At 34.8% G+C, this 21887-nt stretch carries 22 protein-coding genes; 16 read left to right on the top strand and 6 right to left on the bottom strand.

Features of this window, described 5'->3' with window-relative positions:
- Positions 1 to 119: 119 nt before the first annotated feature.
- Positions 120 to 1088, bottom strand: a complete 969-nt coding sequence (locus tag I600_RS17750; RefSeq protein ID WP_058105098.1) for an IS110 family transposase — start codon at positions 1086 to 1088, stop codon at positions 120 to 122.
- A 534-nt stretch (positions 1089 to 1622) separates the two neighbouring features.
- On the opposite strand from I600_RS17750, the gene I600_RS17745 reads away from it, so the two are divergent.
- From I600_RS17745 to I600_RS17705, 9 genes are all read left to right on the top strand, one after another.
- Positions 1623 to 1961, top strand: a complete 339-nt coding sequence (locus I600_RS17745) for a hypothetical protein (protein WP_157490931.1) — start codon at positions 1623 to 1625, stop codon at positions 1959 to 1961.
- 167 nt (positions 1962 to 2128) lie between these two features.
- The gene (locus I600_RS17740) at positions 2129 to 2962 is read left to right on the top strand and encodes a hypothetical protein (protein ID WP_058105912.1); all 834 of its coding nucleotides are present in this window, start codon (positions 2129 to 2131) and stop codon (positions 2960 to 2962) included.
- Positions 2963 to 3392: 430 nt separating this feature from the next.
- The gene (locus I600_RS17735; protein WP_058105911.1) at positions 3393 to 3656 is read left to right on the top strand and encodes a hypothetical protein; all 264 of its coding nucleotides are present in this window, start codon (positions 3393 to 3395) and stop codon (positions 3654 to 3656) included.
- Positions 3657 to 3876: 220 nt separating this feature from the next.
- Positions 3877 to 4593 carry a hypothetical protein gene (locus I600_RS17730; RefSeq protein WP_058105910.1) on the top strand — a complete coding sequence of 239 codons (717 nt, stop codon included), beginning with the start codon at positions 3877 to 3879 and terminating at the stop codon, positions 4591 to 4593.
- A complete protein-coding gene (locus tag I600_RS17725; RefSeq protein ID WP_058105909.1) occupies positions 4593 to 5456 on the top strand; it encodes a hypothetical protein in 864 nt (287 codons plus the stop codon). Before I600_RS17730 ends, I600_RS17725 begins: the two co-directional genes overlap by 1 nt.
- A 135-nt stretch (positions 5457 to 5591) precedes the next feature.
- Complete coding sequence (locus I600_RS17720; protein WP_058105908.1) at positions 5592 to 6182, top strand: GNAT family N-acetyltransferase; 591 nt, start codon at positions 5592 to 5594, stop codon at positions 6180 to 6182.
- 40 nt (positions 6183 to 6222) lie between these two features.
- Positions 6223 to 6792: a hypothetical protein gene (locus tag I600_RS17715; protein WP_058105907.1), complete on the top strand. Its 570-nt coding sequence runs from the start codon at positions 6223 to 6225 to the stop codon at positions 6790 to 6792.
- Between the two features lie 253 nt (positions 6793 to 7045).
- On the top strand, positions 7046 to 7720 hold the full coding sequence (locus I600_RS17710) for a DUF2625 domain-containing protein (protein WP_058105906.1): 675 nt from the start codon (positions 7046 to 7048) through the stop codon (positions 7718 to 7720).
- 107 nt (positions 7721 to 7827) lie between these two features.
- Entirely contained in the window at positions 7828 to 8262 is a 435-nt protein-coding gene (locus I600_RS17705; protein ID WP_058105905.1) for a hypothetical protein, read from the top strand.
- 83 nt (positions 8263 to 8345) lie between these two features.
- Here the strand turns inward: I600_RS17705 and I600_RS17700 are convergent, their stop codons facing one another.
- From I600_RS17700 to I600_RS17680, 5 genes are all read right to left on the bottom strand, one after another.
- A complete protein-coding gene (locus I600_RS17700) occupies positions 8346 to 9011 on the bottom strand; it encodes a helix-hairpin-helix domain-containing protein (protein ID WP_058105904.1) in 666 nt (221 codons plus the stop codon).
- A gap of 209 nt (positions 9012 to 9220) precedes the next feature.
- Positions 9221 to 10267 (bottom strand): adenylate/guanylate cyclase domain-containing protein, encoded by a 1047-nt coding sequence (locus I600_RS17695; RefSeq protein WP_058105903.1) that lies wholly within the window; start codon positions 10265 to 10267, stop codon positions 9221 to 9223.
- A gap of 80 nt (positions 10268 to 10347) precedes the next feature.
- Positions 10348 to 11691 carry a TolC family protein gene (locus I600_RS17690; protein WP_082643024.1) on the bottom strand — a complete coding sequence of 448 codons (1344 nt, stop codon included), beginning with the start codon at positions 11689 to 11691 and terminating at the stop codon, positions 10348 to 10350.
- A gap of 16 nt (positions 11692 to 11707) precedes the next feature.
- Positions 11708 to 14827 (bottom strand): efflux RND transporter permease subunit, encoded by a 3120-nt coding sequence (locus I600_RS17685; RefSeq protein ID WP_058105902.1) that lies wholly within the window; start codon positions 14825 to 14827, stop codon positions 11708 to 11710.
- A gap of 8 nt (positions 14828 to 14835) precedes the next feature.
- Positions 14836 to 15906 carry an efflux RND transporter periplasmic adaptor subunit gene (locus I600_RS17680; protein ID WP_209439211.1) on the bottom strand — a complete coding sequence of 357 codons (1071 nt, stop codon included), beginning with the start codon at positions 15904 to 15906 and terminating at the stop codon, positions 14836 to 14838.
- A 182-nt stretch (positions 15907 to 16088) separates the two neighbouring features.
- Here I600_RS17680 and I600_RS17675 point away from each other — a divergent pair, with 182 nt between their 5' ends.
- The 7 genes from I600_RS17675 (at position 16089) to I600_RS17645 (ending at position 21847) form a co-directional block, all read left to right on the top strand.
- Entirely contained in the window at positions 16089 to 16985 is an 897-nt protein-coding gene (locus I600_RS17675) for an AraC family transcriptional regulator (RefSeq protein ID WP_058105900.1), read from the top strand.
- 106 nt (positions 16986 to 17091) lie between these two features.
- Positions 17092 to 17421: an ArsR/SmtB family transcription factor gene (locus tag I600_RS17670; RefSeq protein WP_058105899.1), complete on the top strand. Its 330-nt coding sequence runs from the start codon at positions 17092 to 17094 to the stop codon at positions 17419 to 17421.
- A 71-nt stretch (positions 17422 to 17492) separates the two neighbouring features.
- A complete protein-coding gene (locus tag I600_RS17665; RefSeq protein WP_058105898.1) occupies positions 17493 to 17960 on the top strand; it encodes a DUF6428 family protein in 468 nt (155 codons plus the stop codon).
- A 21-nt stretch (positions 17961 to 17981) separates the two neighbouring features.
- On the top strand, positions 17982 to 18614 hold the full coding sequence (locus I600_RS17660) for an arsenate-mycothiol transferase ArsC (RefSeq protein ID WP_058105897.1): 633 nt from the start codon (positions 17982 to 17984) through the stop codon (positions 18612 to 18614).
- 2 nt (positions 18615 to 18616) lie between these two features.
- Positions 18617 to 19672, top strand: a complete 1056-nt coding sequence (gene arsB, locus I600_RS17655; RefSeq protein ID WP_058105896.1) for an ACR3 family arsenite efflux transporter — start codon at positions 18617 to 18619, stop codon at positions 19670 to 19672.
- 360 nt (positions 19673 to 20032) lie between these two features.
- Positions 20033 to 21142, top strand: coding sequence for an MBL fold metallo-hydrolase (locus I600_RS17650; protein WP_058105895.1), 1110 nt, complete (start codon positions 20033 to 20035; stop codon positions 21140 to 21142).
- A 102-nt stretch (positions 21143 to 21244) separates the two neighbouring features.
- Positions 21245 to 21847, top strand: coding sequence for a TetR/AcrR family transcriptional regulator (locus I600_RS17645; RefSeq protein ID WP_058105894.1), 603 nt, complete (start codon positions 21245 to 21247; stop codon positions 21845 to 21847).
- Positions 21848 to 21887: the final 40 nt, after the last annotated feature.

Below are 21887 nucleotides of genomic sequence, written 5' to 3'. Positions count from 1 at the left end.
AACAAAGAACTGAGATAAAAAACAAACAAATTCTTCTTTAATCCGAGACAATATTATTTCAGGCTCATAGATTCAATAACTTGATTCTTTGAGCTTTTTTTATTCGATCTAGCTTCTATTTATCTAGGCAATATTGAAACGTAAGTTTCATCATATGGCCTGCCAGATTTTGCAATGGCAAAAGACTGCTTTAAAAGTTTGTTGGCAACGGCTATCAGTGCCAGTTTCTTGCTCTTTCCCCTGTTCACGATCCGCTCATAAACCTCTCTGCATGCCCTATTGTGCTTACAAGCGTTAAAAGAACATAGAAATAATAGGTTGCGAAGTTTTCTATTGCCGACCTTACTTATTCGCGCACGACCTCTCACACTGCTCCCCGATTCCCGTATCGTTGGGGTTATACCTACATAGCTACAAAGCTGTGCCGCATTTTCGAACTTATTGAACCCATCGGTGACCACTATTAGGAACAATGCAGTCTTTTGACCTATACCGGGTATTGACATCAATAAAGTCAATTGCTCCTGTTGGTCCTCTTTTACCAATGACAGAATCTTTGATTCGATAGCGGCTACCTCTTTATTGAGCAGTTTCTTATTACGTATCAAGGAACGATAAACAAACTTTGAAGGTATGCCCAGAACAGCTTCTCCGTGTATCTTGTTCTTGGTCGCGGTACGTTGTTTTAAATAGATATCCAATAACCGGAACAACTGTAAGCATTCGCTCTGGATATCCGTCAAGGCATTGTAAATAGGTACCTCGTTGACCAGTGCATATTCACATATAGCCTTGGCATCGCTCTTATCCGTTTTTACTTTAGCCAGTTTCATTTGAATGAAACGTTTTACGGATAATGGGTTTACTACTGAAACTATTACCCCATTTTTGTAAAGAAACTGGGCAAGTCTATAATGATAATAACCGGTAGCTTCCATAACGACCAATGAACATTTGGGCAGTTCCTTAAGGAATTTCTTAAATCCAGTTTCATCGTTCTTATACTGGTCGTGACCTTTGTTACTACCATGTACATCAAAGACATCTTTACTGATGTCGACTCCAAAAGTTTCTTTATATTTATTCATAAGATATGTTTTACGAAAGAACCGGCTACTTCTGCTCACAACAACTTGAAAACGAGATCTAAGGTCTCACAGAACTGAACGTGATCTAAGTAGTAAAAGAGAGAGGATTATCAATGTTGTCGAAGTCTAAAGCTTCACCGTATATAGTAACCTTAATTCTCTCTTTTGTTCTTTCTAGTTATATCAACAATTTACTGAGAATCAAACTTAAGACGTGTATAAAACATAGCTAACAAGTGCTAAACCAAAAGGTAAATGCTTATTTTCAAAGTCCGCCAAATTTTTAATTTGGCTTTTAAAAAGAGATAAATTAAAACAAAATATAAAAATTCGACTCTGTGTTAATCCGAAAAGTTAGTGTCTTTTTGCACGCTACGTTCCATACACAAGTCCGTTGTCATTAATTTATAAAAAATGAAAAAACTAATCGCTATTATCGTTTTGCCGTTACTTTTTATTAACTGTCAAAATAACGAACGGACAGCAAAGTTAGAGACGGAAATCGAGGGATTAAAAAAACGGAATGATTCGCTCGTGAACATTGTGAATGGAATAAAGGAAAAGTATGTGTTCGATAATGTTGCAGTAAGAACAATTCCTAGCTATAAGAATACGGATAAGTTCAATTCAATATCCAGAAACGAAATTGTATTTATCGCATATAATGATGATGGAAAAAGCAGAGTTATGTTTAATGAATCCCAAGAAAAAGGGACTAAATACAAGGACACTCTTCAAATGGAAAATGGAGCTTTCATCCTTGAACGCAAATTGACCGAAGAAAAAAACTTCTTTAGTGGATTCGTTGAAACTCAAAACGATTATGGAAAGGTCTTTGGGACTAACATATCAATAGGAGTTTTAGCGCAATAAAACTAATGACAACAATGGCTAAAATTCATTGCTTGCGGATTTCCTAAACGGAAATCACGCGCAAAAAAGCTATCTTTAGGTTCGGCTGGATTGTCCTTCGGACAAATCACAGCAACGAACCTTAGCCCAACCGTTGTAAAACATTTAAAAAAAAATCAAGAACTGAATTGGGAACTTGGGGAACAGCTATAAAAAGTAATGACACTTCAGCAGATACTTATGCTGATTATTTTGATTTATACAACGAAGGAAAAGAGCCTAAAGAAATCAAAAACGAACTGATTTCTGAAAACCCAAACGGAACAAATGATTTTTGGTTTGCTTTGGCTTTGGCTCTCTGGGAAACAAAAAGTTTACCGAATGAAATTTTGGAAAAAATTCGTGGAATCGTAAAAAGTGAATCTGATTTAAAATTATGGAAAGAACTTGATGCAAGTGAATCGGACATAAAAAAAAGAAAAGTTGTCCTTGATAAGTTTTTAGCAAAATTAGAAACAGAAAAAGCAAAACCAAAAGCACGAAAAAGAAAGAAAAACAAACAACCGGTTTTTGAAACTGGAACTTGCCTTGTTTTTAAATTGGCTAATGGAAACTATGGAAGTGCAATAGTTTTGAGTTCAGATTTAGAGACTGGATATGGATATAATTTAATTGTAACTACAAGGTTAAATCAATCAACAAAACCAACATTAGAAGATGTTGAAAAAAGTGAAATCTTAATTAATGACTTTGGAGATTGGCAAAAGAGCACAGCTTGGTCTTGGTATTTACCTGACAATTTTAAAAACGATATTTACGAATCCATTGGTAAATTTGAAATCCAAAAAAAATACAACCCTAAAAAATCTGAAATTGGATTTGGATATACATCAAATTGGGATTTTGTAAGCTCTTCAATATTAAGACAAATGGAATTTGAAAAAACGAACGGTAAAACCAAAACTTTCCCGACAAAGCGATTGATTAAAAGCAAAAAAAGGAAATGGTGGCAAATTGGATGAAAAACGTTTTACAACAATGTATCCTATGAAAAGCCCTAGTCCAGTTCTCTAAAGTTAATATTTTATTTTTTATTGGTCCATAATGTTGATTTTGGGGTGTTGGATTGTTGGCAACCCTTTCCAGCATAATGCTTGGTTGTCAATACTTCAACACCATATATAACTTGCTCCGCATCCTATATGTGGTCCGTGCTTTGGGCATGGCCACCGGCATCTGTATGATCATAAGTTATAATAACAAGGAAATGAGAATACTTAAATTGAAACTCGTATTATCCTAATAATTTTCCAAAGTTGTAATGACGACAATTGTGGAGAATGTTTTACTCCACCCCAAAGTTTCAGTTTTGAAATTGTTGACAAAACAAGCGGAGAAAATTTATTCACAAATGGGACGTTTAACTCCAATGAAATTATAATAACCGATAACTTGAATAATGATGAACCTATAGATTTTTCCTTTATTTCGGAAAATGACATCAACATAATTCATATAAATTCAATTGGCTGGGAAACAGAAACGGTAAATTTAAAGATTCGTATAGCCGATAATCACATTTTTGACTTTTATGTAGATGCTGAAAGAAAAATAGAAGACTGTTGTTCTTATACGAATTACAATGAAATCATGGTCCTCAATTCCGAATTTGAATTGAATACTGAAACAGGAACTTATGTTATTTTCACGGAATAAGCACTTTTAATCAACTAAGCATTTACAATACCCTCTTATTTTAACTCATTAAATACAAAACATTATATCTAAAGAACTAAAGCTACCTCTAAATTCTTATTTAGCATCACATTAAGTGCCACCCGTTACCTGAAAAAAGATAATCTCATACAATAAAAGATAATTAAACCTTCTTCGTATTTTAGTACTCTTAGTAAGGTCAAATTCCACAAATACGTTTATGAATATATTTACTTATCACCTCGTAGAAATATCAATTTCATATGCAGTGAAAAGTTTGTTTGTAAACCCTCTAGACAAAGAAACACCTGGTCTTGTACATGCTGAGTATATGACAGCGATGAAATTAGGTGCCCCTATCTTTTCCCCATCAAGATTTTTAACAAGACAGATGGCAGTATTTGCACAATGGGAAAATGAAAAAGCACTTGATGACTATTTGCAAAAAGAGAAATTTGGTGCTCAACTAAACAATGGTTGGCATGTACGACTGGCATTTATGCGACAATGGGGAAAAACCAGTAAATTCAAAATACCGGAACATAAGGCAACATTAGAATTAGCTTCCTCACCAGTAGTTGCCGTGACCATAGCACGAATGAAACCATGGGCAATTCCCAGGTTCTTACGTTGGGGCAGACCTGTTGAAAAATTGGTCCGTGATCACAACGGCACCCTATTATCAATGGCATCATTTAAATTTCCCAATACCATTTCAACTTTCTCTATCTGGAAAACAGAAAAAGAAATGACCAATATGGTCCACGGTCATAGTAAAATGGCTCAACCCAAAAGACATGCAAATGCCATGAAAGAAAGAGAGAGAAAAAGTTTTCATTTGGAGTTTGTAACTTTAAGGTTTAAGCCCATTTCAGAATTTGGTACATGGCAGGAAAAAGACACCTATATTCCATACTTTGAAATGCATACAACTTGATGGAAATAGCTTCATTAAAACAAAATTTTCAAGATTGGATAACGCAGCAATGGGTTATACTTTTTGGTAAAAAAATAATTCGCAAAGACTATGAATGGTTAGTTGGTCCGTTTGGAAACACAAAAGGTATTGGTCAAAAATTCATTCAGCAATTAGCTGTTAGGGAGCAATTGGAAATAGAATCAAACCAAATTAACAAGGGACTTATACAATCTATTGACCAACTAGGGCTTATATCACAAGAACTGGAGCGTTTATCTAAAAACGTAATAGATTTTTATGAAAATACAAGTAACTACGATTTTGACCTTACCGTAAAATGGAATCCTTTTTTCAAAGCTTTTGGTTTTTTGCTAAAAATATTGTTCAGCAATAGAATTGAACAATTAAATCTTCCCATGAAAAACAATACAGATGCCAAAAATTTAAAAAGTGACATTATCCACTTAGTAGACAAAAAAAGCAAAGATTTAAAAAGAACAGTTTGGTTAAGAACATTTGCAAAAAGCAATCAAGTAGTGTATTCCGGGGTATACGAAACTTGTATAATACCAAATGGAAAAAGCTGTATTAAGGCGATGTTTCCATTGCCAAACGGAAATGCAACCGTTATTCTAGAGCCAAGTGTAGGCAGTAACGGTGAATTAGTTTTACAATCGCTAGGAAAAAGAATTGGAGAAAGTGGATTTTATTTTTTACTGGAAGATACCACTGGTAGTTTATGGACCAAGCATATAAAATCATTTAAAGATAAACTTGTTGTGCATGATGAAAATGATAAAATAAAAGCAGTACAAACTATGACTTTATGGGGCTTTAGAGTATTGACTTTTATCTATCACATTGAACTCAAAAGTTGTTGATCTTTTCTAATAAATTAAGTTTTTGATATTTGTAAAATAATCTTTGAGGATATCTATTTTTTTAGTGCCTACAATTAGTCTTTATAGCATTTACACAGGCTAAATTGTCAGCTTACATACAAAAATGCATTGAGTATGAACATAGAACTTTTAAACACTACTTTACAATTAGAAAATGACAGAGTGCTTTTACTTCCTTTTAAAAGCAAGAGGAACAAAGAATTAAAAAACATAATTTTTGATACAGATATTTGGACTTATATGGGTATGACCATGAATAACGAGCTCGAATTTGAAAATTATATAAAAAATACTCTGAACGACCAAGATATGGGCGTATGCTACCCGTTTCTTATTATAGATAAACGAACAGATCAAGTAGCCGGAAGTACCAGATATGGCTACCTTAATACAACAAGTCAAAAATGTGAAATTGGATGGACTTGGTATGGTACTCAATTTCAAGGCACAGGACTTAACCATGCTTGCAAGTATGAATTGCTAAAATTCGGATTTGAAAGTATCGGATTTAGAAGAATACAATTCAGTGCTGATGAAGACAACCTAAGATCACAAAGAGCCATTGAAAAGTTAGGAGCAAAAAAAGAAGGTCTATTTAGAAACAATTACATAACGCCCAATGGCGACAGTAGAAATGATGTGTATTACAGCATTATAAAAGAGGACTGGAATATAACAAAAGCCGAAAAATTTCCTGATTTTTAGAGACCCAACAAACCTTTGATCAATATTTAAAATATAACATATGGGATTATTCAATTTATTCAAGAAAAATAATAGTAAACAACAGTTTAATCAACTTGCATTGAATAAAAAGGTAGATGTACAAAAAGTCAAGAAATACATAAACGTACCAAAATCTATTGAAACTCGTATGTTAGAAATAGATTCAATTGTGCTTAACAATGAAAAAGATGCTGAAACTAAGACCAATGAACTTTTAAAAATATATGAATCTCTTACCGATGATCAAAAAAGAACCAAGGCGGGTAGATATATTATTGTACATATAGCAGAAGTATATTTTGCAGCAAGTATGAAAGACGAGGCTTTTGAAAATTTCAATTTTGTAATGCAATTTAAGGATACCATTGGCAACCCGTTTTTACATCTTAGGTTAGGTCAATTAAACTACCTGACCAAGAATACAGACAAAATGAACGACGAACTAAGTAGGGCTTTAATAATGGGCGGAGAATCTATTTTTAAAGATGAAGACCCCAAACTCATTGAAATGGTAAAAAGTGTATTAGAAGAACCTTCAGACTGCTCTTGGGCTGAATATGAAGGGCAAGATTGGGCGGTAACAAAATAATAAAGGAGTACTGCCCTATTAATTAAAGACTACTTTTAAAATAATAAGTTCACAAGATGATTTTTGATGTTATTGTTAGTTTTTTCGTTGACGTACTTTTTGAAGGAATTCTACATAGATTCTGGAATTTTCTGGGTAGCATATTAAACCGTATAAATAAATTTTTATTTAAGAAAAAGAAGTAGTCTATTTTAAGAGTAAATAGTCGTATTAAAAATCAGTCATTTGAATAAATTAATCTGCACTAATCAGAATGAAAACAATAAATGAATTAATAAATATTGATGAATCTGGCTGGGCATTAGTTACTGAATGGATAAATGATGCAACCAACAAAATTGAAGTTCTACCCAAAAACAAGAAAGAAGCTGATAATGCACTGTATCAAACTCAAGTATCTACTCGCTCTCCCATGGGAGCTATAATTTATGAAACTGGCGGACTTTTAATCGACCATGGATGGATTAGAATTTTAGGTTCTGGCAACCAAAAGCTGAATAGAACTTTACCTGAGTGGAACAAAGGAAAAACATTTAAGGAATATGGAGATAAACCAGCTATATTCTTAGTTGCCGATGATGTAGTCGGCGGATTTTTCGCAATAAATGGTGGTGCATTAGGCGATGATTTAGGCAATGTATATTATTTCGCGCCAGATGCCTTAGAATGGGAACCTATGGAGGTAGGTTATTCTGATTTTTTATGGTGGACATTTACCAGTGATTTATCTCTGTTCTATTCCAATACTCGATGGACCGGTTGGAAAAAGCAAATAGCCAAAATAAATGGAAATCAGGGTATCTCATTTTATCCTTTTTTATGGACAAAACATAAGAACATAGATGACTTGAAAAGAAAAATTGTACCAATTTCTGAGATATGGGCATTTCAACAAGATGCGCTACAGCAATTTAATAATGGTGATTAAATCAAATTAAATATTGGAACAAAAGCTTTCATTTCTTAGGGAAACAAAAAACCAACAGCCAATATTAGTTCATGTTATACGTTATTTAAGCTCAAAACAAAATTATCATGCTTAAAAAAATAATTATTACACTCCTCCTAATTATTGTATTTGTTAAAAGCGGTAACGCCCAAGAATTACAAACTCAGGTAGAAACTATAAATGCCTTTATAGAAGAACATAGTGAGGATAAAAGAAATTACTATGCAAAAATAAATGCTACACAAGGCAACGTTTACTTCTACAATGAAATTCAGCATGCAATGCAGCTGACATTTCCTGTTCTAAAAATAGATGCCGATAATATAAAAATTACTAAAAAAGGACTCACATTCTATCCTAAAGAAAAAGGCTTGGTAGTAAAAAAGCAGTTTTCATCTTTTGCACCTAAAGACATTGGAACTGCTTGGCTCAATATTATTAAAGTGAGCAAAAAAGACAAAACAGAACTACAAAACATGATGAATAAATTTATTATAGATTACCAAACTGCAATGAAATAATAACTTGTAAGCAAGAAATACTATAATCAACAAAAGCCCTAAGATCTACTCTCAGGGCTTTTTGTTATGTATAGTGCTGGCAATTATTTACCGCCATCTAATTTATCCTGTAATGTTTTTAATTTATCCCAGTCACCAGAAGCCGCCAATTTAGCTTGCTTTGGCCATGTACCTGGTTTGTGCATAGTGTAACGAGGCCCAGCAGCTTTTAAAATTTCCTCTAAAGATTTTACTGATGCCTTACTAAGCGCACTGAAAGTACCATAACCGTTATCGGTCAAAATTGATGCAATTTTAGGACCAATACCTTCAATTTTCTTAAGATCATCTTTTTTGGCCTTGGTCGTTGTTTTCTTCGCTACAGGCTTTTTGGCAACCGTTTTTTTAGCTACTGGCTTTTTAGCGGCAACTTTCTTTACAGTCTTCTTTTTTTCCGGTAAAGCACTTAAATCAACCACACTGTTATCTATTCCAAAATATGGAGAAGGTACATATGCGTCTGCAGCATGGTCATTGAACCATCCCTTATCATCACTCAAATACCTAAATTCATATTTTTTACCATTTTCCAGTTTTACACTCTTCTCATAGCTACCACCTTTCTTCTCCATTTGAAAAGAACTATCGTTTGTCTGCCAATTATTAAAATCGCCCAAAAGTATTACGTTAGACGTACTAGGTGCTTCATTCTCCGCTATGGTAAAGGTGACTAATGTATATTTTCCTTTTAGTTGTTTTTTCAGTGCCATTTTTATAGTATTTTATTCTATTATAAAAGTAACATAGAAAATACTCATTTTCAAAAGTTTAGGTTAAGAAATTGTTGATTTAATGTATTCGGTTAAAAAGACACCTTAAAATTGTCAAACTAATAAAATCTCTTACGTTAGATTTTTCTTCTGTAATTTAACATCACTTCATGTCAACATATATTTTATATAAAAAGTATGGCAGAATACTAGCTTAATAAGCGATACACTTTTTCATTAGACGTTCTTCCTGTAAGCATATAGTCTCCTATATAATCTAACCGGTCTACACCATGGGTCAAAAGAGAAAAGAACGAATTCGAGAAAAGAATATCTTCATTGATTTCTTTGCATAATTGACATAATCTGGCTCCCGTATTTAAAACGGTGCCATGAAAAGCGATATCCCTTTTATAGTCCCCTACCTCAGCAATGGCTACCGTACCATAACATACACCAGATTTAAACTTAGGTACCCAACCAAACTCAGTTTTAAATTCATGTGCCGCTGCATCTAAATTATCTTGAAAATCTTTAAATAGGTCCAAGCATTGTTGTGCAGCAATACTGTTAGATTTTTGCCAAGTAAGCACCGCCTCATCCCCAACATATTGGTACACCTCAGCATCATAATTTTCAATATGATGGGTTAACTTGCTAAAGCATTCTTGTATGAGTCTGCTATATTTAAGGTGCCCAATTTCTTCAGCTATTGTCGTAGACTGATTAAGGTCTAAAAACATAAAAATACGCTGAGCTTCTTTCGGTTTAAAATATGTACCCATGATAATATCATAAAGATTTGTAGAACCAAATTTTCTAGAAACCTGTGCGTATAAACTGAAATGAAAACTAACTACAAAAAAATATATGATATAGAATATATTTAGTGAAGACCCTAAATAGGCATAATGTGCATTGACCGCTTTATTAGAACTTGGTGGCATTAATTCAAAAATTATATATGTACCTACAAAATGTATAAAATACATCACCGCAAATTGTAAAATGGCTTTTATGAATACCACTTTAGCAAACGGATAATCCCTAAGCATTTTACGTAACAAAAAAACATCACTTGCGCTAATTAACAAACAGTAAACCAGCACAAATGGTAAAATTGAGGTAAACGTATATTCTAAATAAGCAAGCCAATCTTCACTTTGAAAAATTTTTATATTCAGCACTATGTCAAATACCATTATAGCAATTAGCCACATTACCGCCAGGGTCAACATTCTAAATATCTGTTTCATTTTCATACGGACCTGATATTCCTTATTGATGCTGGCAATCTAGAAATTACTGAAATATAAAGTTTAGGTTATAGCTTTGGTTATTGTTTTAAACTCTCTAAAGTTGGAACTACCAATTGATCCGTTCTGTACAGATAGGTGATTTCTTTATTTTCATAATTTGTATAGGCGTCTATCAATGTAGATTGGGCATTCTGCGCCATGGCCTGTGCATCTAATAAATCAGTTATGTTACTTAAACCGTTATCATAATTGTCTCTGTTCACTTTTAAGTTTTCTTCTGCCAATTGCTTGTTTTCCAATGCATATTGAATTTGCTCGTGTGCATTCAATAAATCATACCAACTTTGGGTAATAGCCACTTTTAATTGGTCTATACCATCCATTCGGTTGTTCTGGGCTATTTCTTCTTGTATTCTTTCTTGCTTAAGTCTTTGCTTACCGCCACCCCACCAATCTGAAATGGGGATACTTAAAGAACCAAAGGCAAAGCCGGTAAACTGGCTACCCAAATCATCATCAAAAGCACCAAATTCCACGGCACTCACCCCTACCGCCAAAGAAGGTAGCATATCTGCTTTTGCCATTTTAGTCTGCAGGCTACTTGCCGTTATAGATTTTTCAAGCAGTTCATAATTACTATTACCAGTGAGATCCATATCTGGCTCGGTATACATAAAATCAGGAACCAACGTTTGATCAAAATCTGCAGCGGCTTTCATGTTGGGTGAATATGCCACGCCTACATAAAGAGAAAAATCCAGCAATGCGAGTTTGCGCATATTCTCCAATCTACTTTTATTTAAAAGCAATTCGCTACGGTTGACCTTTACCTGTAACAATTGGTTTTTTGCAATAAGACCCGCTTCCAATAGGTCCTGCTGTTGCTTTAAAAGTTCATCTAGATAAATCTCATTGGTCTCTACCACTTTTTGTTGCTCTTGTATTTGTACCAATTGCCAAAACTTATTTTCGGTTACCAACAAAACGCTATCTACCGCTTGTTCCGCCCTAATTTGAGAGGTTTCTAATTGTATATCTGCCAATGCATTGGAATTTCTAATTTTTCCGCCGGCATAAATTACTTCGGTTGCCGTTGCACTGGCATTATATAAGTTATCTATACCATTGGGAAGAAAACCGTCTATAGGACCAATGAGATCATTAGGCGCATATAGCCCAAGTGCACTAGCCTCTACATTAGGAAAATAGTTTGCCACCATTTCACGTTTAAAGGCTTCTGACTTCTCTATGGTCAGCAAACCGTTCTTAATGGCATTACTATGCTTTAAAGCAGCTTCTTTACTTTCTTCCAATGAAATTTGTTGGGCAAAAACATTCCCAAATATAGCTACGGAACATAATATCGTTAAAAAGCTACGTGATTTACCAACCTTGAATAAATAGGTATTAATATGTTTCATTACTTAAATTCTACTATTAAACATTAGTGTTGAACACTTCTTCCGTGGTAGTCTCATTATCCTCTTTTCTAAAAAACAACCAGTACAACACAGGAAGAACAAATAAAGTAAGTACCATGGAGAACATGAGTCCGAATGCAATTACGGTACCCAGCGGTCCCCATAAGCTAGAGCGACTAACGATCATAGGTATTACCCCAACAGCTGCTGCGGAAGATGTCAAGAAAATAGGGCGCATACGTCTTTCCGCTGCTAGAATAGCGGCTTTTTTAACACTGTAGCCATGTTCATGCCTTAACTCATCTGCATAATCAATTAATATAATTCCGTTTCTTACTACAATACCACATAGCGCCAAAAGACCAAGGAATGAGGTAAATCCAAAAGGATACTGCATCAATATCAACCCTAAAGCCGCACCAAAAATGCTCAATGGCATGGTGATGAAACTTAAAAGTGCGTGCATAAAGTTTTTAAAGTGCCATAGCAATATCAAGAAAATCAATACCACACTAAGCATAAGGGAAAGTCCCATTGGTTTATTGTTCTCTATTTGTAGCTCATACTCACCACCATACTCTATTCTGATATCCTCCGGAAAGGTGATTTCATCAATATGAGGTATCATTTCTGCGAGTACCTCATTGGCAACCGCATCTTTGGTAATGTCTACACGAACGGTAAGGCAACGGTTTCCATTTCTATTGGTAATTTGTTCTTGAGACCATTGCGGAGTAATCTCTGCTACTTGTCGTAAAGGAACCTTTGCTTGTTTCTGAGCAGAAATTATAGATAGCTGACGCAGATCCGATACATTTTGGCGATGCTGATTCTCACTTTTAATCTTTACATCAATAGTATACTCCTCATCCCAAACCTCTGTAGCTTCTAAACCCGTAGTGTTTACTGCAACGGCATTGGCAATATCCCTGTTGTTTAGACCTAGCCTTGCAGCTTCATTCTGCTTAACATCCATTTTTACAGCTTCTTTCATACTGCCAAAGTCAGTTCTGCTCCAAAGTGTTTTTGGTGTATTACGTGCAATATTGATTATGGTATCGCCATACTTTTTAAGCTGATCAACATCAGTACCATACAACCTTACCTCTATAGGCGCGTTGGTACCTGCCATATCCAATTGCTTCATCCTTAAATATGCATTTGGATACATATCCGCATATTTTTCATCATACTCGTTTAAAACCTCAACCGTAGCATCGTCAGATATGGTGGTTACCAAAATTTGTGCATAGTTTTTTGCTGGCAGGTTTGGTGCATACAGCGTATGGAAACGAGGAGAACTTTGACCTATAAAACTGGTGTAAAATGCTACACGTTCATCGGCTTTTAATACTTTCTCCAATCCGTTTACCACCTTGGTAGTTTCATCTAGACTACTCCCTGGGTTTAAATTGATCTCTATTGAGAATTGATTACGTTCCACTTTTGGAAATAATTGCTGACTAATGCCTCCAAAAAGCAATACACCAACCACTACTGCCGCAATACCTAAACCAATGGTCAATTTATAACGCTCCATGGCTTTATTGACCGCATTGTCAAAAAAGGATTGCAGTCTGTCCAACATAGATTTTTTATCATCTTGTCCTTTTTCTTGAGGGTTATCATGTAATCCCTTTTTTATAAAAAGTGAATTAATGAAAGGCACCAATAAAATAGATATGATCAAGGATAATGTAAGCGCAATAATTATAACGTATGGAAATGCGCTAATGAAATCTGATGCCACACCTTCCATGAAGAACAACAACGGATAAAATGTTGCCGAGATAGCCAATGTTGCGGTAAATACAGAAGGAAAAAGCTCTTTGGCGCTACTAACGGCAGCTTCAGGTATTGACATACCCTCATCAAGTTTCTCTACATAGTTATCTATAATTACAATAGGATCATCTACTACAATACCCAGCACCACAATAAGAGCCGCTAACGTTACCGTATTCAGTTCTATTCCCATAAAGTACATTATGGCAAGTGTTGCTGAAATGGTAATAGGTATGGTAGCTGCCGCCACCGATGCCACCCTGAACGGAAGCAATATTAGGGTAACGATGATTACACCGATCAAGGCATAACCAAACTCTTTCATAAAGTGGCTTATAGAATGATCGACCACTTCTGGCTGATTCGCAATTTTTGTAATGGTAATATCACTTGGCAATTCACTGATCACCTTTTCTAATCGCTCATCAATTTCTTCACCGAATTGAACAATGTTGCCTTTCTTCGCCATTTCTAAAGTAATGATCATACCCTTAGACCCGCTAATGGTCAAATAAGAATCTGGGTCATCATATTCACGAACAACACGGGCAACATCTCGTACACGTATGATATTTCCGTTTTCTTCCGTTTTTATGGACTGATTGGCAATATCAGCTTCGGTCTTCAATGAAGTTTCAAGATAGATAGGTCTTTCCCTTTCTGAATTTTCTAACGTACCCGCACTCACTACGGCACCTTGATTCTGTAAACTATTAGAAATACTGCTAGGCGTTATGCCATAACTAGCCAATTTATCTTGATCCACATACACGGCAATTTGCTCTGTAAGTCCGCCCGAATGCGAAATTTTTGCCATGTTATCAATCTGTCGTAACTCATCTTCTATATCCTCTACATGTCGTTGTAAATCTTTGTACGGTCTGGTATCTGATTGTACACCAAGTATTAAGGCAGCCGTACTACCAAAATCACTGTTCACCATAACACCCTGAACTTCTCTAGGAAGCTCAAGCTGTTGAAAGATCAACACCTCTGACTTTAGCTTATTCCAAAACTGTTCAGTAGCATTATGGTCTATTTTGTCCGATATCTCTACATAGATGTACATTAGACCATCTTTGGAATACGAATAGGTTTTGGTCTTGTCAACCTCATTGTACCCAAATAAAAACTCTTCTACTTTTGAGGTCAATTCTTGCTCTACCTTTTCAGAAGAGGCACCCGGATACGACCCAATAATAAGACCTTGTCTTATGGTAAAGTCGGGGAATTCGTTTCTAGGCATGTTAAAAAGCCCATAAGCACCCATTAGTACCAAGCATAACGCAAGTACTATAGGAAATGTAGAATGTTTAAAGGCCCAATCTATGGCTCCGCTTTTTTTCTTCATCTTAAAAACTACTTAGCGTCATTAACAATTTCTACCGGTGTACTCTGTGTTAGTTTGTGATAACCAGATATAATAAGATGATCTCCTTTGGCAAGTCCCTTTTTAACCACTATACCACTATCATACAATTCGCCAGTTTCTATATATTTTCTTTCCGCGATACCATTGTCAACTATATATACATATTGTTTACCATCTTCTGTAACCGCAATACTTTCTGAAGGAATTACGATAACCTCTTTTACATTTTTATTCTGGTCTACCTTATCCTGTAAACGCACATTACAGGTCATACCAGGTTTTATCTGTTTATCGGGATTGTTCAATTTTACATATGCCGTATACACAGGTGAGCCTTGATTGGATTGTATGGAAACTTCATCCACAATTCCTATAACTGATTTGTCCAATGTTGGAAGGCTTACATTTGCAGAATCACCATTTGTTATGGAATTGATTTCTCCATCAGGTATTGGAAATACAGCTTTTACAGCATTGATATTCACGATCTCCACTACCGGTTGACCAGGTTGCGCCAAATCTCCAACATCCATCATTTTGTCACTTACATACCCGTCCATTGAGGCATAAAGTTTTGCATGGCGTACATTTTCATAGGTCATTTTTGCAGCTGCCTGTGCCTGTTCATATTGTGATCTAGCTTCTAACATTCTTATCTCTGCAATACTTCCTTTCTGGAAGACATTATTGATACGCTCGTAATTTTCCTTTGCCAAACGCACCTGGGCAAGTTGTTGTTCATATTGACTAGAGTAAATAGTAGCATCAATTTGTGCAATCAATTGGTTCTTCTTTACAAAGTCGCCAATAGATACAGGAACATGTACTACATTACCAGATACTTGAAAGCTAGACTTTATAGCTACATCTGCTTCTATTGTACCATTATAAGCTACTTTACCTTGAGAATTATTGGTATTGAGACCAACGTTGATAACCTCCACCTTAATGGTTTTATTCACCTTGGGTTTTTCCTCGTTACCACAGCTTATAGTTAATAGCACCAAAAAAACAATTGAAAGACTTTTTGGTAGATACCACAGGTATTTTTTCTTCATACCAAATTCAGATTTACGCATCATATTAGAATTATCTATTTTGAGGCGCAAAGTTAACGTAGCATCTAATCGCAAAAATGGTAATTAAATATCCTATTATGGTATTATTAGAACATTATACCATAAAAAAGCACTATTTAGCTCATAAAATGGTAGTTTTAAATAAATAAATACCATTTTTTATGGAAGATATACCACAAATTGGAATACCGGAACTGTATGCTGATTACGCAAATCAAAAGAGTAGCACACAGCCGAAATTTATTTTACTGAAGCCTGAAAATATGCCCGAATACATAATAAGTGGCAATCCGTTTAGAAACGTTAACTACGGTATCTCATTTTTTGTGGAAAGCAATAGTGAACTAAATATTGATTTCAATAGTTACAAACCCAAAAAAAACACGGTTTATTTTGGAGGTCCCGGGCAAGTATTCGCCATTAACGGTGAGTTTACAGAAGGTATTGGCGTACTCTTTCAAGCAGACTTTATATTAAGACATGGAGCACAACAATGGTTACAATCCTTACCCATTTTCAATAGATTTTTAAGTGAGCCTTTTATTGAATTATCAGAAGAAGATTTACTGATGTTTCAACGACTTATAAATGAAATGGACACAGAATATGTGAATGATGATTTTTTAAAGTATGAAATGCTTGAAGCTCAACTCACCCAAGTCCTCGTAAAACTATCAAGACTTTACCGAGCATCAAAAGAAAGTAAAATAAGTGTTGACACCCAGCATATGATGACCTTAGAATCTTTAATAAACAAACAGTTTAAAAACAATAGAAGTGTGGTAGATTATGCCGCTCAATTATATATGACACCCCAAAACCTTAACCGCATTACCAAAAAGGCTATGGGCAAGAGCGTAAGTGAACTGATCAATGAAAAGTTGATCATAGAAATAAAAAGGTATCTAGTATATACCGATATGAGTAGCGAAGAAATTGCCCATTTCTTCAATTTTTATGATAATTCATACTTTACAAAAACATTTAAAAAAGCTGTAGGCGAAACCCCTAAAGCCTTTAGAAAGAGGCAGAAAGAATTATTTTTCCCTACGAAATAGGGTGTAATTTATGTTTATAGCTTTCACATAACACAAATTTAACGATCAATTATCTTAGTTGTTCTATATTATATCGTAATATTGCAATGAAACAATTATTTAAAGAATGGGTTTAGCAAAAACTGAAATGTTTACTGATGAGCAGAACAAGATATCCTTGTTCGCTAAAGCATTTGGTCACCCTGCCCGTGTAGCCATTTTACAACATCTATTTAAAATTGATACTTGTATCTGTGGAGATTTGGTCAATGAAATAGGTTTAGCACAACCCACTATTTCACAGCATTTAAAAGAACTTAAAAATTTAGGTTTAATAAAAGGCAATGTAGAAGGCACCAGTGTTTGCTATTGTATTGACAAAGAAAATTGGGCGAGCATGAAAGATATTATGACACACTTTCTAGATCAAGATATTTCTAACAATAATTGTTGTTAAAAAAATTTGAATCCTTTTATCGCATTATTGCGATGTACTAATATAAATACGAAAATTTAAAACATAGCATTATGAAACTATCAGAAATTAAAAAGCACTTAGCAGCACTTGAAACTATCGCCTTTCAATTACCGAATGGCGAATTGGTACCAAATCACTTTCATGTTACCGAGGTAGGTAAAATAACCAAAAACTTTATTGATTGTGGCGGCACGGTCCGTAATGAAGAAGTGGTCAACTTTCAATTATGGAATGCAGATGATTATGACCATAGATTACATCCAGAGAAATTAATACACATTATTGAACTTTCTGAAAAGGTATTGGGAATAGAAGATTTGGAAATAGAAGTTGAGTACCAAGGCAATACCATTGAGAAATTCGGATTAGATTTTGACGGTGCCAATTTTAGACTAACATCTAAGCAAACGGACTGTTTGGCAAAAGACAACTGTGGCATACCGGCAGAAAAACCAAAATTAAATCTTTCTGAAATCAATAATGAACCTTGTTGCTCACCAGACGGAAACTGCTGTTAACCATTAATAATACACCATAACATGATCACTAAAGAAACAACTATGTTACCAGAAATAGCGCAATTCATCAGCTCTTTAAGTACTGATTCCATTACAGAAGAACGCAAAGAAGTTTTACAACCGCTAATAAATTTTATTCAACAGAAAACAACAGCTAATTCAGCTATTAGAATAAATTTTATTTGCACCCACAATTCAAGAAGAAGTCATCTATCTCAAGTATGGGCACAGACGATGGCAACATATTTCAATATTAAAAATGTGAATTGCTATTCTGGTGGAACGGAGGCTACCGCCTTATTCCCAATGGTTGCGGAGACTTTAAAGAATCAAGGATTTCAGATTCAAAAACTTTCAGAAACCAGCAATCCGGTTTATGCCATTAAATTTTCTGAGAACGAGCATCCGGTTATAGGTTTTTCAAAATCATATGAAGATCCGTTTAATCCTGCGTCAGAATTTGCAGCGGTGATGACATGCTCCCAAGCAGATGGCGGTTGCCCATTTATTGCTGGTGCAGAAAAAAGGGTTCCTATTACTTTTGAAGACCCAAAGGCTTTTGACAACACACCGCAACAAGCTGAAAAATACGCTGAAAGAAGTATTCAAATTGCAACAGAATTGTTTTACATATTCTCACAAATCAATAAATAGAAATGGCAACTAAAAAATTAAGTTTTCTAGATAAGAATTTAGCTTGGTGGATATTTGCCGCAATGGCTTTAGGCGTAGGAATCGGTTATTTTTTTCCAAGCTTTCCAGACATCATAAACACCTTCAACAGTGGCACAACCAATATTCCTATTGCCATAGGTCTCATATTAATGATGTATCCACCATTGGCAAAAGTGAACTATGCGTTGCTACCAAAAGTATTTAGAAACACTAAAATTCTGTCGATTTCCTTAATCCTAAATTGGATAATTGGTCCTGTATTAATGTTCATCTTGGCAATAACCTTTTTATCAGATTATCCAGAATATATGGTAGGTCTTATATTAATTGGTTTGGCTCGTTGTATTGCCATGGTATTGGTTTGGAACGATCTTGCCGATGGCAGCAGTGAATATGGAGCAGGTTTAGTAGCATTGAACAGTATATTTCAAGTATTTGCATACAGTTTTTATGCTTGGATATTTATCACCGTGCTTCCTCCCTACTTCGGCTTTGAGGGTGCCATAGTAGATATATCAATTGGCACCATTGCAGAAAGTGTAGCCATTTATTTAGGCTTACCATTTTTAATGGGCATATTAAGTAGATTGATTTTAGTGAAATTAAAAGGCGAAGAATGGTACACTACCAAATTTATTCCCGCCATATCACCTATGACTTTGATAGCGCTATTATTTACCATTGTTATCATGTTCTCCTTAAAAGGTGAACTGATTGTAGAAATACCAATGGATGTGCTGATTATTGCAGTACCGTTACTGATCTATTTTACATTAATGTTTATCATAGGTTTCTTTTTCACCAAGGCAACCGGAGCGGAATATGATAAAACAGCCTCTGTAGCCTTCACGGCAGCCGGAAACAATTTTGAATTGGCCATTGCAGTTGCTATTGCCGTATTCGGTCTAAATTCCGGTCAAGCATTTGCTGGAGTTATTGGTCCTTTGGTTGAGGTACCTGCATTGATTTTTTTAGTAAAGGTTTCCTTTTGGTTGAAGAAAAAATACTTTTCAAAAACTACATCTCAAACGGTATAGAGTTATGGGGTTAATATGCTATTCTGTGGTATAAACAAATAGAATACATAACCCGTTAATTAGGGTCTAAGCATTAAGCTTAGACCCTAATTTTTTTATAATCAATGTTTGCTTATGGACTAATTGGGAAAATGTGTTCAATAATTGGTAAATAGTGTACGGATATGGTATTGTATCTGCTTAATTTTGAACCCAAATTTAAGCGAAGGTCATATTTAAAATAATAAGCATCCCTAAATCACAAAGTGCGAATACGTATATTCACTTTTTAAACGCTTTAAAAACGATACGTTACAAAAGCGCTAAACCAACCAGTGCATCAAATAATAGTAAATGTTCAAGAAAATTTTAAAAAAAATAATGATAGCAATAGTATCTATTATAGGAGTTTTAGTGGTGATCTATTTATTATTCACCAATTATTACCCAAGCTTTGGCGGAGATGTTTCAAAAGAGCAACAAAAAACCTATCAACTATCCAGTAACTATAAAGATGGTAAATTCAGAAATAGTAATGATGTACCAAAAGAAATGAGTTTAAGTGAAACCTTAAGCCTGGTATACACGTTCTTTACCACAAAAGTACCTAATGGAAGACCTACAAAAGATATTATTCCACAACATCTAAAAAAGGTAAATGTTTCAAATTACAAAGGTGATACCAGATTGATCTGGTTTGGTCATTCTTCCTTTTTATTACAGATAAATGGGAAAAACATCCTCATAGATCCAATGTTCGGCAAAGTACCTGCACCTCACCCGCTATTGGGCAGCAGCCGTTTCAATAAAGAATTCCCCATAGAAATTGATCAGCTACCTGTCATAGATGCCGTAATATATTCGCATGATCATTATGATCATTTAGATTATGAATCAGTTTTGAAGATCAAGGATAAAACCAAACACTTCTATACACCACTTGGGGTTGGTGTTCATTTGAGTGCTTGGAACATACCAAAAGAGAAAATTACAGAAATGGACTGGTGGCAAGAAACGGCACTGGACGATATAAGATTAGTATGTACTCCGGCACAGCATTTTTCTGGCAGAAAAATGAATAACGGTCAAAGTACATTATGGAGCTCTTGGGTGATTACCACAACAACAGATAATATATTTTTTAGTGGTGACAGTGGGTATGCAAGCCATTTTAAAGAAATTGGAGATACATATGGTCCGTTTGATCTGGCTTTAATGGAGTGCGGCCAGTACAATGAAAAATGGTCAGATATACATATGATGCCTGAAGAAACAGCTATGGCAGGCGTAGATATTAAAGCTAAAAATGTAATGCCCATACACTGGGCCGGTTTTAAATTGGCTTTACATGAATGGACAGATCCCATTGTACGAGTGAAGGCTAAGGCAAAAGAATTGAACCTAAATATAATTTCACCGGAAATTGGACAAGAAATCATAGTAAAAGATACTGTAAACAATTATACAGATTGGTGGAAAAACTATGAATAGCCAACCTCCCATTTTATATTATTAACAGCATTTACAGTTAACAATTAGTTAAATCAGCTTAAAAAACATTCTATACCGTATTTTTTATTCGAACTTTACAAAATGAAACAGGCATTAAAATCTGAGCTTTCTAAACAACTGATTCTTAACGAAGCGTTTAAGTTGTTTTACGAAGAAGGTTTTAAAACGACAAGCATTGATAAAATAATGAAGGCAACTACGATGACTAAAGGAGCCTTCTATCACCATTATGCAAATAAAAAAGAATTAGGCATTGAAGTAATTACACAAAAATTACAGCGCAGAGTTCAAAAAAGAATGGTATATCCTCTATACCAAAACGGTAATGCATATGCTATTTTAGAAGATACTTTTTTAAACAGCCTAAAGTCTTTCTCCATGTATGAGAAGAAACACGGTTGCCCCACAAATAATCTCATCAATGAAATTGGGGATTATGAAAATGTATATCAAAAAGCACTAAAAAATATTATAGAGGAATGGAAAAGGGCACTCGTAGAATTAATTGATAGAGGAAAGTCTGAAAATACCATCAAAAAGGATATTTCAAGTGCTGCGGCCGCTATTTATTTAATCAGCGCCTTTGAAGGTATACGTGGAATTCGAAAACTTTATAATGATGATGAAGTAATCAACGAATATCTAAATGGGCTATCTATGTACCTAAATCAAATAAAGCAATAATTTTTTTACCTAAAAACATACCACATAGAATGTTTTTATA

The organism is Maribacter dokdonensis DSW-8 (assembly GCF_001447995.1).
Classification (GTDB): domain Bacteria; phylum Bacteroidota; class Bacteroidia; order Flavobacteriales; family Flavobacteriaceae; genus Maribacter; species Maribacter dokdonensis.
Note: the sequence above shows the minus strand (reverse complement) of the source record. Positions and strands in the feature narration are given on the sequence as shown.